Origin of the sequence: Paucibacter sp. KBW04, from assembly GCF_003852425.1 — a bacterium.
Lineage (GTDB): Bacteria > Pseudomonadota > Gammaproteobacteria > Burkholderiales > Burkholderiaceae_C > Paucibacter_A.
Genome location: NZ_QAJN01000009.1, coordinates 107,926 through 123,882, shown reverse-complemented (window position 1 = coordinate 123,882; position 15,957 = coordinate 107,926). Strand labels below are relative to the sequence as shown.

Annotated in this window: 8 protein-coding genes; 5 read left to right on the top strand and 3 right to left on the bottom strand. The window is 59.8% G+C overall.

The window, feature by feature from the left end:
• Positions 1-332: 332 nt before the first annotated feature.
• Positions 333-812, bottom strand: coding sequence for a hypothetical protein (locus DBR47_RS12025; RefSeq protein WP_124450296.1), 480 nt, complete (start codon positions 810-812; stop codon positions 333-335).
• A complete protein-coding gene (gene stbB / locus DBR47_RS12020) occupies positions 809-1,546 on the bottom strand; it encodes a StbB family protein (protein WP_124450294.1) in 738 nt (245 codons plus the stop codon). Before stbB ends, DBR47_RS12025 begins: the two co-directional genes overlap by 4 nt.
• Before the next feature lie 750 nt (positions 1,547-2,296).
• Between stbB and DBR47_RS12015 the strand changes: the two genes are divergently transcribed.
• The 5 genes from DBR47_RS12015 to DBR47_RS11995 all read left to right on the top strand — a co-directional run bounded on the left by DBR47_RS12015 (position 2,297) and on the right by DBR47_RS11995 (position 14,648).
• Positions 2,297-3,865 (top strand): class I SAM-dependent DNA methyltransferase, encoded by a 1,569-nt coding sequence (locus tag DBR47_RS12015; RefSeq protein WP_124450292.1) that lies wholly within the window; start codon positions 2,297-2,299, stop codon positions 3,863-3,865.
• Positions 3,855-4,934 carry a YhcG family protein gene (locus DBR47_RS12010; RefSeq protein WP_124450290.1) on the top strand — a complete coding sequence of 360 codons (1,080 nt, stop codon included), beginning with the start codon at positions 3,855-3,857 and terminating at the stop codon, positions 4,932-4,934. The genes DBR47_RS12015 and DBR47_RS12010 overlap by 11 nt, the downstream gene beginning before the upstream one ends.
• Positions 4,931-6,304 carry a restriction endonuclease subunit S gene (locus DBR47_RS12005; protein ID WP_124450288.1) on the top strand — a complete coding sequence of 458 codons (1,374 nt, stop codon included), beginning with the start codon at positions 4,931-4,933 and terminating at the stop codon, positions 6,302-6,304. Before DBR47_RS12010 ends, DBR47_RS12005 begins: the two co-directional genes overlap by 4 nt.
• A gap of 131 nt (positions 6,305-6,435) precedes the next feature.
• Complete coding sequence (locus tag DBR47_RS12000; RefSeq protein WP_124450286.1) at positions 6,436-11,220, top strand: DUF3320 domain-containing protein; 4,785 nt, start codon at positions 6,436-6,438, stop codon at positions 11,218-11,220.
• Positions 11,221-11,429: 209 nt separating this feature from the next.
• Positions 11,430-14,648, top strand: a complete 3,219-nt coding sequence (locus DBR47_RS11995) for a type I restriction endonuclease subunit R (protein WP_124450284.1) — start codon at positions 11,430-11,432, stop codon at positions 14,646-14,648.
• Positions 14,649-14,710: 62 nt separating this feature from the next.
• On the opposite strand, the gene DBR47_RS11990 is transcribed toward DBR47_RS11995, so the two are convergent.
• Positions 14,711-15,649, bottom strand: a complete 939-nt coding sequence (locus tag DBR47_RS11990; protein ID WP_124450282.1) for a DUF6216 family protein — start codon at positions 15,647-15,649, stop codon at positions 14,711-14,713.
• Between the last annotated feature and the right edge of the window lie 308 nt (positions 15,650-15,957).

Here is a 15,957-nt window from a genome sequence, read left to right as displayed (position 1 = left end):
GGTTTTGCGGGGGGATTACCAGTGATGACATGGCTCCAAATCTACGCGTCATCGGCGTCAAAGCCTGCGATGGCTTCGATCTAAAAATCACTCGTTTTCTTATTGGAGCCGAGCCCCGGGCATTGACGTTGGTTTGGGGCAAGTTGGTGGTGGCCAGTGCCTGAAAACGCGGCCCTTCCCGAGCCAGAGGAGGGGCGGGCGTTGATTCATTCACGCGCTGCGTGAACGCGCCCGCCTGCCGAACAGGCCTGCGGCCAGATCGGCACCTCTGGCTCCCGCCACGCCCGATGCCGGGCCGCAAGCGTGTTCGGCTTCCCTCGTCTGATTGGCCTTCATCGGAGCCACAGGACTGCTGCTGCCACCCAGGTGAGGGCGGATGCTGTGCTTGCGGTGGCTACGTGCCTCAGCCAGCGCAGCCATTGCTGTTTGAGTAGTTGATGCTCGTGGACCTGGTAGGCCAGCTGGCGCAGCGGTGTGAGCAGCTCTTGCAAGGTGGGTCGAATTTCGACGCCCAGGGCTGTTCGAGCAGCTTCTTCTATCGCCTGATTCTGTATAGCTATAGCCTTGCGTGCGGCTTCGCTTGTCTGACGCGTAAGGTCCTTGCTGATTTCAATCCTTACCTGTCCCATGATGGCATCCATGCGGCTTTCGATGGCCTTCACTTCGGCGCATACTTTTTTGTTCACGTCAGCCATCGATTTACGAGACTTCTCAAGCTCGGGAATCAGGGCCTCGACTCGATCCGCCAGGGCGGCCATGTCGCCGATCATTTCGACGATCAGCGCCTCGCGGGCGGTGCTGGGCGGGTTCATGATGCTAGCCCTGTCTCGGTTTGTGACTCCTGGGCTTCGCGTAGGCCAAGGGCGGTGAAGCAGGCGTCGTGTTCCGGGACGACCCAATTCGCCAGTCGCTGAGTAGCGAGCTTTTGGGCCAAGGCCAGCTTTTCCTGAATGTCGGGAGTCTTGACGATTAGGGCCTTGTAGTTCGTGCCGTCGTTTGCGAGCGTGGTGAGGTCTGTCCTGTTTCCGCGGGTGCGCGCATAGATGTCGTTCATGCGGATGCGGCAGGCCGTGTTGACTTGAGCCAGTGGTTGTTCGGCAAGAAAGGCCAGCAGCATGTAGAACGATTCTTCGATAGGCGTTGTGGCCTCCGTCATGTTGAAAACGAGTCTCACGCGTTCAGGAGCAACTCCCAGCCGTCCCAGCTCGATCAAGGTGGCGATGGTGTCTTGCTGTTGCTTCAATGCCGGCACGGTTGGCACGATGAAGTAGTCAAAATCTTCGTGGCTGCCGCGGTAGAGCTGCATGAGGCTGAGCAGCTCTTCCAGATTGCTGGCGCCGATGTCGACCACCGCGCTGTCGATGGTCTGCAGGTACTCCTGCAACTCCACAAACTGGCGGCCGCGAAGTGCCTGGTTGCCGCCTCCGTCGGCGTTCACGCTTTCTACTGCGATTAGTTCTGCACCATGAATGCGGGGCAGCAAGAGGTGGCGGGCTACCGTGGACTTGCCCACATTGCCCGAGAAGTTGATAACAGCAATCTTCATGATTTCTCCTTCGCACGGATGAAGGGGTTGGTTTGCTGGCTACGGGCAAAAGCCTCTGCCAGGTCTTTGGCGCTGGTGGGAGTGATATGCCCTGGGGCAACCTGGGAGGCAGGCGTTTTGTGGGGCGCGTCGACTGCTATGGCATCCGTCGCAACCGGTGCAGTGCTAGAGGGGCGACCCACTGGCGAGGGCGGAGCTGCGGTGGGGTAGGTGGGTCGCGGCGGACTAGATGCTGTTGCAGCGTACCGGCGGCTCTCTCGGCGTACGGTGCTGGTGCTGACGTGAATGCCGACCGCCGCCAGGGTCCGCTGAATCGCAGCCAAGGTGTAGCCTTGCTCCCGAAGCTGTGCAATTTCTGCGTCGAATTGCCTCGCTTTGCGTGTGTGGCGGCCTGGAGGCTCGGTGGGGACAAGTTTCATACCACCGCTCCGCTCAATCCAGAGTCGCTCTGTGGCCATTCCCGGACGGCTCTTGTGCAGAAACGGTGCGGTCTCGGTGCGCTCCGCGTTCACTATTTGTCGCTACTTTGACGGTCTGCGTTCGCATGAGGCAATCATGGGTCGCCCATACGGCTAGAGGCGCGCTGATTTCGAGCGCTTTTTCAGCGAATCCATCTGCGATGGATGGACTGAATACAGACTAGAAATTTGATTGCAGGATAGGCGGCGCGCCAGCAAATGGCTGCCATGCCGCCAAAGCCAGTGCGAGCGATATTCATCCTCCGCTTCTGGAGCATGGACAATGCCGCCCATGCTCGACGACATCAAAAAAACACTCTGGGCCACGGCCGACAAGCTGCGTGCCAATATGGACGCGGCCGAATACAAGCACCTGGTGCTGGGCCTGATCTTTGTGAAGTACATCTCCGACACCTTCGCTGCGCGCCGCGCCGAGGTGGTGGCCCGGCTGGCCGATCCGAGCGATGAATACTTCTACGGCGACGCCAGCCCCGAAGACCTGGCTGCCGAAGCCGATGACCGCGATTACTACACCGCCGTCAATGTATTTTGGGTGCCCGAGGCCGCACGCTGGGAGGCACTGCGCGCCCAGGCCAAGCGGCCCGAGATCGGCAAGCTGATCGACGAGGCCTTGAGCCTGATTGAAGCCGACAACCCCAAGCTCAAAGGCATTCTGGACAAGCGCTATGCCCGTGCGCAGCTGCCCGATGGCAAGCTGGGCGAGCTGGTGGACCTGGTTTCCACCATCGGCTTTGGTGACGACCCCGGAGCCGCCCGCGATGTGCTGGGCCAGGTCTACGAGTACTTCCTCGGCATGTTTGCCAGTGCCGAAGGCAAGCGGGGCGGGCAGTTCTACACGCCAGCCTCCATTGTCAAAACCTTGGTCGCCGTGCTGGCCCCGCACCATGGCCAAGTCTACGACCCCTGTTGTGGCTCGGGCGGCATGTTTGTGCAGTCGGAGCGCTTCATCGAAGCGCATGGCGGCAAGAAGGGCGATGTGTCCATCTACGGCCAGGAGGCCAACCCCACCACCTGGCGCCTGGCCGCCATGAACTTGGCCATTCGCGGTATCGACTTCAATTTGGGCCGCGAGCCGGGCGACACCTTCACCCGCAACCAGCACCCGGACCTGCGTGCCGACTTCATCCTGGCCAACCCGCCCTTCAACATCAGCGATTGGTGGCATGGCAGCCTGGAGGGCGACGCCCGCTGGCACTACGGCGACCCACCGCAGGGCAATGCCAACTACGCCTGGCTGCAGCACATGCTGCACCACCTCAAAGACACAGGCCGCGCCGGCATCGTGCTGGCCAACGGCTCCATGAGCTCCAGCCAGAACAACGAAGGCGTGATCCGTGCCGCCATGGTGGAGGCCGATGTGGTGGAGGTGATGATCGCCTTGCCCGGCCAGCTGTTCTTCAACACCCAAATCCCCGCCTGCCTGTGGTTCCTGGCCAAGAAGAAGCCCGCTGCCCGCAAAGGCCAGGTCTTGTTCATCGACGCCCGCAAGCTGGGCCGCATGATTTCCAGAGTGCAATGCGAGTTTGCTGACGAAGAGATTGAGCGCATCGCCGCCACGGTCGCGGCCTGGCGTGGCCAGGCTGCTGCCGGAGAGACGGTGGGCGAGTACGCCGATGTGCCGGGCTTTTGCCGCAGCGTGCCGCTGGCCGAGATTGGCCAGCACGGCCATGTGCTGACGCCTGGGCGTTATGTGGGGGCTGAAGAAGTCGAGGACGATGACGAGGCCTTTGGCGAGAAGATGCAAAGGCTCACTGAGACGTTGGGCGAGCAGATGGCCAAAGGGGCGGAGTTGGATGCCCTGATTCGCCAAAAGCTGGGGGGCCTGGGCTATGAATTCTGATTTGACCTTGAGCGGCGCGGATGCCGCCGGCTCGCCCGTGGGCTATGGTGAGTTCTTGGGTGAAATCAAGACGCAGATTCGCCAGCGCCAGTTCAAGGCCTTGCGTGCGGCCAACAGTGAGTTGCTGGAGCTGTACTGGTGGTTGGGCGAGAACATTTGCCGCCGCCAAGCTGAACAGGGTTGGGGCAAGGCGGTTGTCGCCAGCTTGGCCGCCGACCTGCAGGCGGAGTTCCCAGGCCGCAACGGCTTCTCGGCGCAAAACCTGTGGCTGATGCGGCAGTTTTTCGCTGAATACCAGGGGCAGGCAAAACTCCAACCGCTGGTTGGAGAAATCAGCTGGGCCAAGAATTTGCTGATCATGGCGCGCTGCAAAGATGCGCTGGAGCGTGAGTTCTATCTGCGTGCCACCGCCCGCTTCGGCTGGACCAAGGCCGTGCTGCAACACCAGCTCGACAACCACAGCTACCAGCAATACCTGGCGGGTCAAACCAATTTTGACGCTGCTCTGCCCGAGAGCATTAAGGCCCAGGCCCTGCTGGCGGTCAAGGATCACTACACCTTCGACTTCCTGGGCCTGGCCGACGCTCATTCTGAGCGAGAGTTGGAGCAAGCCTTGGTGCGCAACCTGCGCGGCTTCTTGGCCGAGATGGGTGGCGCCTTCACCTTCGTGGGCAACCAGTACCGTCTGGAAGTGGATGGGCGCGAGTACTTTGTGGACCTGCTCTTGTTCCACCGCCGCCTGCGCTGCTTGGTGGCGATTGAGCTCAAGATCGGCGAGTTCAAACCCGAGCACAAAGGCCAGATCGAGTTCTACCTTGACACCCTGGACCAACAACACCGCCTGGACGGCGAGAACCCGCCTATAGGCATCGTGATCTGCCGCAGCAAAACCAAGACCGTGGTGGAGTACGCCTTGCGCAATATGAACCGCCCACTGGGCATCGCAACTTACACCGTCACGCCACAACTGCCCGCCGAGTACAGGGGGGATCTGCCGAGTGGGGATGAAATTGCGCAGCGCTTGCAGGCTTGGGGCTTGGGTGATGAGGGGGAGGGGGAGGGGCTATGAGTTTTGAACAGCGAGGCGGGCCCATTGCATGCCCTCCCGAGTGGCAACTGGCGCCACTCGGGACGATTACGACAAAGATTGGTTCCGGTGCCACTCCAACTGGTGGGCAGGCCGCCTATCAAGCACAGAGATCGAATTTTGCGCTAGTTCGTAGCCAGAACGTTTTTGATCGGGAGTTCTCTTGTTCCGGCCTGGCATTCATTTCTGATGTTCAAGCAGCCGGACTGAAGGGGGTTGTGCTCCAGGCAGACGACATTCTTCTGAACATTACGGGGGATGGAATCACCTTTGGACGAACATGCCTTGTACCTAGTTCCATACTTCCTGCGTGCGTCAATCAGCATGTGGCCATCATTCGCCTTGATCGGCGGCGCGCTCATCCCGGATACGTACTGGGCTATTTGACGCACCCCCTCGTGAAGGAGTACGTGGAGTCGTTCAATGCGGGAGGCTCGCGCCGGGCAATCACAAAAGCCCACATTGAGTCGTTCGTGGTTCCGCTACCACCGATGCTTACACAGGTAGCCCTGGCGAAGTTGTTCGCGGCTTTTGATGACCGCATCACCCTCCTGCGCGAAACCAACGCCACCCTCGAAGCCATCGCCCAAGCGCTGTTCAAGTCTTGGTTTGTGGATTTCGACCCCGTGCACGCCAAACGCCAAGGCCGCCTGCCCGAAGGCATGGACGAAGCCACCGCCGCGCTGTTTCCGGATGCGATGGAAGAGACGGCGTTGGGATTGGTGCCGAAGGGGTGGGATATCAAGGCTATGGCCGATGTCTCCACAGTGGGTATTGGAAAAACACCGCCACGTAAGGAACAGCATTGGTTCAGTGAGAGCCCAAGCGATGTTCGTTGGGTATCCATCCGAGACATGGGCGGAGTTGGTGTCTATGCGACCGAGACAAGTGAGTGTTTGACTCCTGAAGCGGTTGAGCGATTCAATGTTCGACGCGTACCCGACAACACGGTCTTGTTGAGCTTCAAGATGACGATTGGCCGTGTGAACATCTCGCGAGGCGAGTTGACCACAAATGAGGCCATTGCCCATTTCAGGCTCGATCCAGGTTCACCACTGACATCGGAGTTCATCTATCTTCACTTGAAGCAGTTTGACTTTTCCAAGCTGAGCAGCACATCTTCGATTGCCGATGCTGTTAACTCCAAGACCGTTCGAGAGATTCCAATCTTGGTGCCAAGTCCAGAAGTATTGGCGGCGTTTCAACATCAGGTTGGTGTGATGTTTGCAGCGCTGAAAAACGGCGAGTTGCATGCCCAGTCTATTGCCCAAATTAGGGACTCCCTCCTCCCCCGCCTCATCTCCGGCCAACTCAGCCTGCCCGAGGCCGAAAGTGCCCTCGCAGCAGCCTGAGTTCGCGCCCAGCGCTCTTCAGCGCTTGGCCTTGCTGCAAAACCAGCCCTTCTTGTTTTGAATGACTAGGTCAAGCCAAGAGCTTCCAAAGCCTTAGCCCGACCACCATTTCCCCTACCACCACCCTGCAGATGAACTCAGATATCTCCACCAAGTTGCAAGCCAGCCGCAAGGAATTGCTGGACATCGGCCTGCGCAACAATCTGGTCAGCTTCAAGAAAACGGCCAAGAATTTGGCCCTGATTCAGGCCGATGCCGGCGAGGTGTTCAAGGCGGTGTACGAAGAGGAAAAGGCCCTGTCCTTCTTCGCGGCAGAGCCCAAGAGAGCTGATTCAAAGACGGCCAAGGGGCTAGGAACAGAAGAAGAGACGGGTGAAGACGAGCTGGGCTCCTCGGACCTGGAACTGCTCAGCGAGCTGAGCCAAGCTCGCGCGCTGGATGGCACCGTTGGTCTTGCTGGCGACGAGGCCTCGACCAAGGGCCGCAGCAAGGCCAGCAAAGTGCGGCTGCTGACCGCGCTGGACGAGGAGCGCCTGTTCTTGCAATTGCTCAAGATGCGCGCTGAGGCACAGAGTTTTGTGGAAGAGCAAGGCGTCAATGTGCTCTACCTAGCGCTGGGCTTCCTGCACTGGTACGAGAGCGACAGCTCGGAGGAGGCGCGCCGGGCGCCGCTGGTGATGGTGCCGGTGCGCTTGGTTCGGGGCAGTGCGCTGGAGCCCTTCAAGCTCGAGTACACCGGGGATGAGTTGGTGGTCAACCTGTCCTTGGAGGCCAAGCTCAAGGCTGACTTTGACATCCGTTTGCCGGCCTTTGATATGGAAGCGGAACAGCCTGCCGATGAACTAAATCGCTACTTCGATGCTGTTGGCGAAGCCGTGCGGCTGCAAAAGCGCTGGCAGGTGCAGGCCAACGAGTTGGTGCTGGGGTTCTTCTCCTTCGGCAAGTTCTTGATGTTCAAGGACCTGGACCCGCAGAGCTGGCCGGCGGAGAAGTCGCCGGCCAATCATGCGGTGATCGGCCGCTTGCTGCGGGGTGGCTTTGGCTCGGACGCGCCAGCGTTTGCGGATGACGTGAATGTGGACACCGTATGTGCCCCCGGCGAAGTTCATTTTGTGAAGGACGCCGATAGCAGCCAGACGCAAGCGATTCTGGAGGTGCGGGCGGGTTCCAATCTGGTGATCCAAGGGCCACCCGGCACGGGTAAGTCGCAAACCATTACCAACCTGATCGCCGAGCTGATCAGCCAGAACAAGACGGTCTTGTTCGTCGCCGAGAAGATGGCGGCGCTGGAGGTGGTGAAGCGGCGGCTGGACGAGAGCCATCTGGGCGATGCGGTGCTGGAGCTGCATAGCCAGCGTGCGACGAAGAAGTCGATGCTGGACGAGCTGCAGCGCTCGCTGGACCACGGCCGGCCGCTCAACGATCAAGGCGAGCAAGACATCGCCAACCTGACCGAGGTGCAGGCCGAGCTGAACCGCTACTGCGCCGTGGTGAGCAGCACGGTGGGCGCCAGCGGCTTGGAGTTCTTGGAGGTGTTGGGCCGCTATATGCGCTGCAAGCGCGAATGGCCGACGCTGGCGCCGCTGGACTTCAAGCCCATGGCGGCATGGAGCGAGGCGCTGTTCTTGCGGCGCAAGGAGCGCATGCGCGAGCTGCAGGTGCATCTGAAGGAGATGGGGCGCCCGGATCGCAGCCCCTTCTGGGGCTCGACCAAGACCTTCTTCACGCCGGTGGACGAGAGTACGGCGGCGGATGCGCTGCAGCAGTCGCTCCAGCATGTGGCGACGCTGCAGAGCCGGGCCGCGGAGCTGTCGCAGCGTTTGATGCTGAGCCAGCCGGTGACGGTGCAGGATATTGACGTGGTCTGCCGCGCGGCGCGGCGGGCGGCTCAGGCACCGCGGCTGCAAGGGGTGCAGCTGTCTACGCAAGACTGGCAGCTGCGGCGCGACGCCTTGCGTGAGCTGATTGGCGCCGGCCAGGCGATGAGCGGCTTGCGCCAGCAGTTTGATGCGGTGTTGCTGGACGTGGCCTGGGCCCAGGATCTGCTGCCGGTGCGCCAAGTGCTGCTGAGCCATGGCAATAAGTGGTGGCGCTTCCTGTCGGGCGCCTTCAAGCAGGCCAAGAGGCGGCTACAGTCCTTGGCACGTGATGAGTTGCCCAAGGCGGCCAGCGAGATGCTGAAGATGGTGGATGGCGTGATGGCCTACCAGCAGCATGAAAAAGTGTTCCTGCAGCAGGAGACGCTGGGCCAAGCCTTGTTTGGTGCGCAGTGGCAGGGCCGCCAGTCCGACTGGGTGGTGCTGGACCGGCTGATGAGCTGGGTGGTGAGCCTGCATGACGATATGGGCACGGGGAAGATCCCGGCCGGCATTGTGGACTTCCTGGCCGGCCATTCAGATGCCAGCGGCTTGGGTGATGTGGCGCAGCTGATCGAAGGCCTGATGGCCGATGCCAAGACTGGGCTGGTTCAGGTGTCAGATATCTTGGGCGTGGCGCAACAAGTCGGCGGGCAGGATCTGCTGACCCTGCCCTTGGAGCGCTTGGCCGAACAGCTGGGCGATTGGCAAGGCGGCTTGAGCAGCTTGCGTCATATGGGACGCTTCAATGCCCTGGCGGAGCAGCTGCGCAAGGAAGAGATGGCGCAGTTTGTGACGCATGCCGCGGTGTGCGAGCAGCCCGAGCAGCTGGGCGCCTTGCTGGAGCTGACCTGGTACTCCGGCTTGCTGCAAAGCGTGTACGCGGAGAACCCGACGTTGCAGCATTTCGACCGGATTCAACATGAGCACCGCATTGCACGCTTCCGCGAGCTGGACCAGGCCTCGCTACGCCATGCGCAGACGAAGTTGGCGGCCAAGGTCTGGGCGGCCAAGCCGAACTTGAATCAACCGGGTGAGATGGGTGTGCTGCGGGCTGAGTTCAACAAGAAGAAGCGGCATTTGCCGATCCGGCAGCTGATCCACAAGGCGGGCCGGGCGATCCAGCAGATCAAGCCGGTGTTCATGATGAGCCCGATGTCGATCGCCAACTTCTTGCCGCCAGGGATTCTTGAGTTCGACGTGGTGATCTTTGACGAGGCCTCGCAAGTCAAGGCGGTCGATGCCTTCGGTGCCATTCTGCGCGGCCGACAAGTGGTGGTGGTGGGCGACACGCGGCAGATGCCGCCGACCGACTTCTTTGGCCGTGATGTGGAGGTGGACGACGAGGACAACACCACGGGCGACATCGAGAGCATCTTGAGTATGTTCAAGGCAGCCGGTTGCGCGGAGCGCTACTTGCGCTGGCATTACCGCAGCCGCCATGAGTCCTTGATCGCCGTTTCCAACGCGGAGTTTTACGACAGCAAGCTGGTGATCTTCCCGACGGCCGGCACGGACCCCATGGTCACCGGCATCAGTTTTGAACACTTGCCAGAAGCCTTGTACGACCGGGGGCGCACCCGGACGAACAAGGGTGAGGCCAAGGCAGTGGCGCAGGCGGTGATGGCGCATGCGATTGAGCGGCCGCAGTTGTCGCTTGGCGTGGCGGCCTTCAGCGCGGCGCAGCGGGACTTGATTGATGTGGAGGTGGAGCTGCTGCGCCGACGCACGCCACAAGCTGAGGCTTTTTTCAGCCAGCACCCCAGCGAGCCCTTCTTCGTGAAGAACCTAGAAAACATCCAGGGCGATGAGCGGGATGCCATCTTCATCAGCATTGGCTACGGGCGGAACGAGACGGGCAAGATCGCGCGTGAGTTCGGCCCCTTGAACAATGAAGGTGGGCACCGCCGGCTGAACGTGCTGATCTCGCGGGCCAAGATGATCATGCGGGTGTTCTGCAACTTCAAGGCGGATGACATGGCGCTGGACGCCAAGGCCAAGCATGGTGTGCGGGCCTTGAAAAACTTCTTGAAGTACGCAGAAACTGGGCAGCTGGAGGTAAGCCACGAGACGGGAAAGGCGGCCGACTCGCCGTTCGAGACCGAAGTGATTCTGGCGCTGCGCGAATTAGGGTACGACATCGAGCCTCAAGTGGGGACGGCAGGCTACTTCATCGACATGGCGGTCCGCGACCCTGCAAAGCCTGGGCGTTACTTGCTGGCGATTGAGTGCGATGGCGCGGCGTATCACAGCTCGCGTTCAGCGCGTGACCGTGATCGTCTGCGTCAGGGTGTGCTTGAAGGATTGGGTTGGACCTTCCACCGCATCTGGAGCACGGATTGGTTCCGCAACCGGCAGCAGGAAATCAAACGGGTGGTGGCCGCTATTGAGGCGGCCAAGGCAAGCGAGGGGCGCGCTCAGCCGACGGTGATCAAGGATGCGCCTGTGCTTGAGCATGTGATTGAACGAGGCGAAGCAGCAAGCGAGCTTGAAGTGAAATTTACGCAGCCTTATGTTCGGGCCGCCCTTCCGCCAATTGCGGGGCTTGAACTGCACCTGGTGCCTGTTGGTGATTTGGGGCGGATGGTGCTGCGTGTGGCCAATGCGGAGGCGCCGATTCATGTCAGTGACTTGACCAAGCGATTGATGGAGGCGTTTGGCGTGGTGCGAGCTGGGAATCGCATCACGGCCAAGGTCCAAGAGGCGCTTGAGCACTGCGCGCGAGGCGGCAAACTCGATTGGCGAGGTGACTTTGTTTACTTGCCTGGCGATGCACAGATCGTTGCTCGCGATAGGTCCTCGTTCAACGCGACCGACAAGAAGATCGAATGGGTTGCCCCGGAGGAGATTGACGCCGCGCTGCAAGAGAGCGTGCGGCTCGGCTACTCGCTGAGCTTGGATGACGCCGTGGCAGAGGCGATTCGGCTGCTGGGCTTTGGCAGGGCCACGCAAAAGATTGCTGCCACGGTGGAGGTGCGCTTGGAGGCGTTGGTCATGGCGGGAGTGCTGGAGCGAGTGGGCAAGGTCGTGACTCTGGCGACCAGCACGATTTCAGCCTAATGTGAAAGCTTGCTTTGAGTTGGTATCCTGACTTTGTTCAAGACCGCTTCAATTTGGCCAACGCTGAATAGAGGACGAGCATCTGTCTATGCAATCGACGGACGCGCTAAACATGTCGAAAAATTCATTAAATTTCGACACATCAAGGCTTCGTGTCGATCGCTTCGACAAGTGAACTCAAACAACAGCCATCGCCTGGGGAGGCGTGCATGACCGAAGACCAATTAGAAAAAGAAACGCTGTCTTGGCTGGTAGAGGAGGGCTGGCGCCATCGCCACGGTGCCGACATTGCGCCTGAGAGCGATGCAACTGAACGTAGCGACTACCGCCAGGTCATTCTGCGCGGGCGCTTGGCTCAGGCCATTCAAAGACTCAATCCTGGCATCCCCGCAGCTGCCCAGGAGGATGCACTGCAGCAGGTTCTGAATCTGGGCATCCCGGTTCTGTTGTCCGCCAACCGAGCTTTTCACAAGTTGTTGATCGGCGGCGTGCAGGTAGCCTATCAAAAGGACGGCGAGACTCGGGGCGACTATGTGCGCCTGCTGGATTGGGCCCAGCCTGCCAACAACGAATGGTGGGCCGTCAACCAGTTCACCATCAAGGGGGCGCACCACACCCGTCGGCCGGACATCATTTTGTTCGTCAACGGCTTGCCCTTGGTGCTGATCGAGTTGAAGAATCCGGCCGATACCCAGGCAGATATCTGGAAGGCGTTTGATCAGATCCAAACCTACAAGGAACAGATCCCGGATGTGTTCCAGACCAATGAGATTTTGGTGATCTCGGACGGCAGCGAGGCCCGTATGGGCTCGCTGTCTGCCGATGCGGAGCGCTTCCAGCAATGGCGCACCATCAACGGTGTAGACCTGGACCCCTTGGGCCAATTCAACGAGTTGGAGACCTTGGTGCGAGGCGCTTTGGCGCCGGCGTTGTTGCTGGACTTCCTGCGCTACTTTGTGCTGTTTGAGGATGACGGGCGGCTGGTCAAGAAGATCGCGGGCTATCACCAGTTCCATGCGGTGCGCGCCGCCATCGAGCATGTGGTGCAGGCCTCTAGGGCCGACAGCGCTGACAACATCCGCGGCAAGGGCGGCGTGGTCTGGCATACCCAGGGCAGCGGCAAGAGCATCACCATGACCTGCTTTGCAGCGCGGGTGATGCAAGAGCCGCTGATGCAGAACCCGACCCTGGTGGTGATTACCGATCGCAACGATTTGGATGGCCAGCTGTTCGGCGTGTTCAGCCTGGCCCAGGACTTGTTGCGTGAGCAACCGGCTCAGGCCACCACCCGGCAAGAGTTGCGGGCTCTGCTGAACAACCGGCCCTCGGGTGGCATTGTGTTCGCCACCATTCAGAAGTTCATGCCAGGCGAGGATGAGGACTTCTTCCCTGAGCTTTCCGGCCGGCGCAATATCGTGGTGATCGCTGACGAAGCGCATCGCACGCAGTATGGTTTCGAGGCCAAGCTGAAGACGGTCAAGTTGAAGGGCAAGTCGGGAGACTCTGCGGCAGCGAGTGGCACTCTCACGCATGCCGAAGGCGATGCCGTTGCACCAGCCTTGATGGCGGCCGATAGCGAGGCGGCCTACCGGACCAAATACCAAGTGGGCTATGCCCAGCACCTGCGTGACGCGTTGCCGCATGCCACTTTTGTGGCCTTCACGGGCACGCCGGTGTCAGCGACGGACCGGGACACCCGCGCGGTGTTTGGCGACTACATCCATGTCTACGACATGCAGCAGGCCAAGGAAGATGGCGCCACCGTGGCCATTTACTACGAGAGCCGGCTGGCCAAGCTGCGCCTCAAGGAATCGGAGCTGCCCAGCATTGACGACGAGGTCGATGAACTGGCGGAGGACGAGGAAGAGAGCACGCAGTCCAAGCTCAAAAGTCGTTGGGCAGCGCTGGAGCGCATCGTCGGCGCGGAGCCCCGTGTGGCGAGTGTGGCCGCCGATTTGGTGACGCACTTCGAGGCGAGGGACGCCGCGCAAAGCGGCAAGGCCATGATCGTCACCATGAGCCGTGATATCTGCGTGCATCTCTATAACGAGATCATCCGGCTGCGACCCGACTGGCATAACGATGACCCCGAGCAGGGGGCGATCAAAATCGTGATGACGGGATCAGCCAGCGACAAAGCCTTGTTGCGCCCACACATCTACAGCAGCCAGGTCAAGAAGCGTTTGGAAAAACGGTTCAAGGACCCGGCCGACCCCTTGAAGTTGGTGATCGTGCGCGATATGTGGCTGACCGGCTTCGACGCGCCCTGTGTGCACACCATGTATGTGGACAAGCCCATGAAGGGCCACAACCTGATGCAGGCCATCGCCCGGGTGAACCGGGTCTTCAAAGATAAACAGGGCGGCCTGGTGGTGGACTACATCGGTATCGGCAATGAGCTGAAGGTGGCGATGAAGGAGTACACCGCCAGCCATGGCCGCGGCCGGCCCACTGTGGACGCGCACGAAGCCTTTGCCGTGCTGGCAGAGAAACTGGACGTGCTGCGCGCCATGCTGCATGGCTATGACTGGAGCGGTTTCTTGACGGGCGGGCACAAGACGCTTGCAGGGGCGGCCAACCATGTCTTGGGCTTGAAGGCTGAAGGCAACCGGGACGGCAAGAAGCGCTTTGCTGACCATGCGCTGGCCATGAGCAAGGCCTTCACCTTGTGCTGCACGCTGGATGAAGCCAAGGCCGTGCGAGAGGAGGTGGCCTTCTTGCAAGCCGTGAAGGTCATCCTGACCAAGCGCGAGATCTCGCAGCAGAAGAAGACCGACGAGCAGCGCGAGCTGGCCATCCGTCAGATCATCAGCAACGCTGTGGTGTCTGATCAGGTGGTCGACATCTTCGACGCAGTGGGACTTGAGAAGCCCAATATCGGCTTGTTGGATGATGAGTTCTTGGCGCAGGTGAAGAGCCTGCCGGAGCGCAATCTGGCCGTCGAGTTGTTGGAGCGCTTGCTGGAGGGCGAGATCAAGGCCAAGTTCGCCAGCAATGTGGTGCAGCAGAAGAAGTTCTCGGAACTGCTGGGTGGCGTGATCAGCCGTTATCAAAACCGGTCTATCGAAACGGCTCAGGTGATGGAAGAGCTGATCGAGATGGCCAAGAAGTTCCGCGAAGCCGCGGGGCGCGGCGAGCGCCTGGGGTTGACGGAAGACGAAGTACGTTTCTACGACGCCTTGGCCAATAACGAATCGGCAGTGCGGGAGCTCAGCGACGAGATCCTGAAGAAGATCGCACATGAGCTCACCGAGAACTTGCGCAAGAACCTGGGCGTGGATTGGTCGCAGCGCGAGAGCGTGCGGGCCAGCTTAAGGCTCATGGTCAAGCGCATCTTGCGCAAGTACAAGTACCCGCCGGACCTGCAAGAAGATGCCGTGGACTTGGTCTTGAAGCAGGCGGAGGCGTTGGGGGAAAGTTGGAGCTGATTTCGGATACCAGCCATCCATGAGGTGGTCAGTGCGTTCTCCCGGCCTGCCTGGACTGCAAGTCAGCTCGCAGTTGTGGTGCTCGATTCAGACTTAAGTACTTGTTTGTCTAAGTTCTGAGCTTGCTTCTGCCGCCCAATGTGCTTTGCGCTGTTTCGGCCAGGATCTGAGAGCTTCTCCTCTTCTTGTTCGCCCAAATACTTGGCTAGCCTTTGGGCTGCGGCCACGTAGCTATATTCGATCGACAACCAGCGACCAAAGGCCAGTAGCGAAATTGCGAGAATCCCGAAGCAAATTCGTTGTGAATTGACGTTGTTTGATACTTGTACGCTCGCGTCCTCGCTGATGAAGAACTGGCACAGCGAGTGCGCTTCATGGCTCGTGAACCCTGTTTTTTCAGAGAGATTGCTCTTCTCGTTGGAGCAATCTTCGCGGGTCAGGATGTTGGATTTGGTTGCACCCAAAGGACTTGCTTTAGTTGTGCTCAACCAGAACCATTGTGATGATTGTTTTGATTGCATCAGCGCGGAACTGGGCAACATCGCTGCGCCCGCAAGTCCTCCAGCAGCAAGTATCGGCGCGGCTAGTCCAGCTAGGGTGAGCCAGGCTTTTCCAGGAGCCTTCCCGTGACGCAGGCTAGGTCTGTCAATATCAAACCAAAAACCACACGCACGGACTTCGGAAAGGGCAACGTTGTTTGCTGAGCACCAGGAGATGAGGGCCTTCGCGTTCTTGGTCGTGCGGGGATAGATGGCAGTCATGAATTGAAACCATGAAAGCTTGTCCAAATCATCCATCAGGGATTGAATTTCAGGGTCCTGTACGTTCTGGCTTCCGCGGACCTTGACCCACAATCTGGCCAAGATTGGATGTGCTGACTTTGCACGCGCGCATACCCAGATTAAAAGCGCCGCAGTTGCAATGGCCCCCATTGATAGTCCGAGTAAGGACATGGTGGACAAAATATCTCGGACCGAGCTGGTAACTGTTGTGATCTCCATTCAATCTCCTTATGCAATGTGGAGAGAGAATTTTTGTGCGCTGCTAGCTCAAGGGGTGAGCCAGTACAGGTGAAAGTGACCTTTCTGCCAATGAACTAGGCGGCAAGCGTTGAGTTGCAGTGGTTACATCGACCGAAAAAACTTTTGGAGGGGACAGGTCAGGCTAGGCAAATGCTTGTCGGGCTTGATAGAGGTTCGTGCGTCAGCGGAGCAAATCAGCCAGTCGCGGCAGCTCTGTTTATGAGGGGGCGGGCGATGTCAATGGCGATGGCGGGCAACCTGTTTGATTGATCGCGGGCTCGCGTGTC

Bases quoted from the DNA above. Each gene is read 5' to 3' on its own strand.
- DBR47_RS12025 (WP_124450296.1), bottom strand. From the start codon at position 812: ATGAACCCGCCCAGCACCGCCCGCGAGGCGCTGATCGTCGAAATGATC.
- stbB (WP_124450294.1), bottom strand. From the start codon at position 1,546: ATGAAGATTGCTGTTATCAACTTCTCGGGCAATGTGGGCAAGTCCACG.
- DBR47_RS12015 (WP_124450292.1), top strand. From the start codon at position 2,297: ATGCTCGACGACATCAAAAAAACACTCTGGGCCACGGCCGACAAGCTG.
- DBR47_RS12010 (WP_124450290.1), top strand. From the start codon at position 3,855: ATGAATTCTGATTTGACCTTGAGCGGCGCGGATGCCGCCGGCTCGCCC.
- DBR47_RS12005 (WP_124450288.1), top strand. From the start codon at position 4,931: ATGAGTTTTGAACAGCGAGGCGGGCCCATTGCATGCCCTCCCGAGTGG.
- DBR47_RS12000 (WP_124450286.1), top strand. From the start codon at position 6,436: ATGAACTCAGATATCTCCACCAAGTTGCAAGCCAGCCGCAAGGAATTG.
- DBR47_RS11995 (WP_124450284.1), top strand. From the start codon at position 11,430: ATGACCGAAGACCAATTAGAAAAAGAAACGCTGTCTTGGCTGGTAGAG.
- DBR47_RS11990 (WP_124450282.1), bottom strand. From the start codon at position 15,649: ATGGAGATCACAACAGTTACCAGCTCGGTCCGAGATATTTTGTCCACC.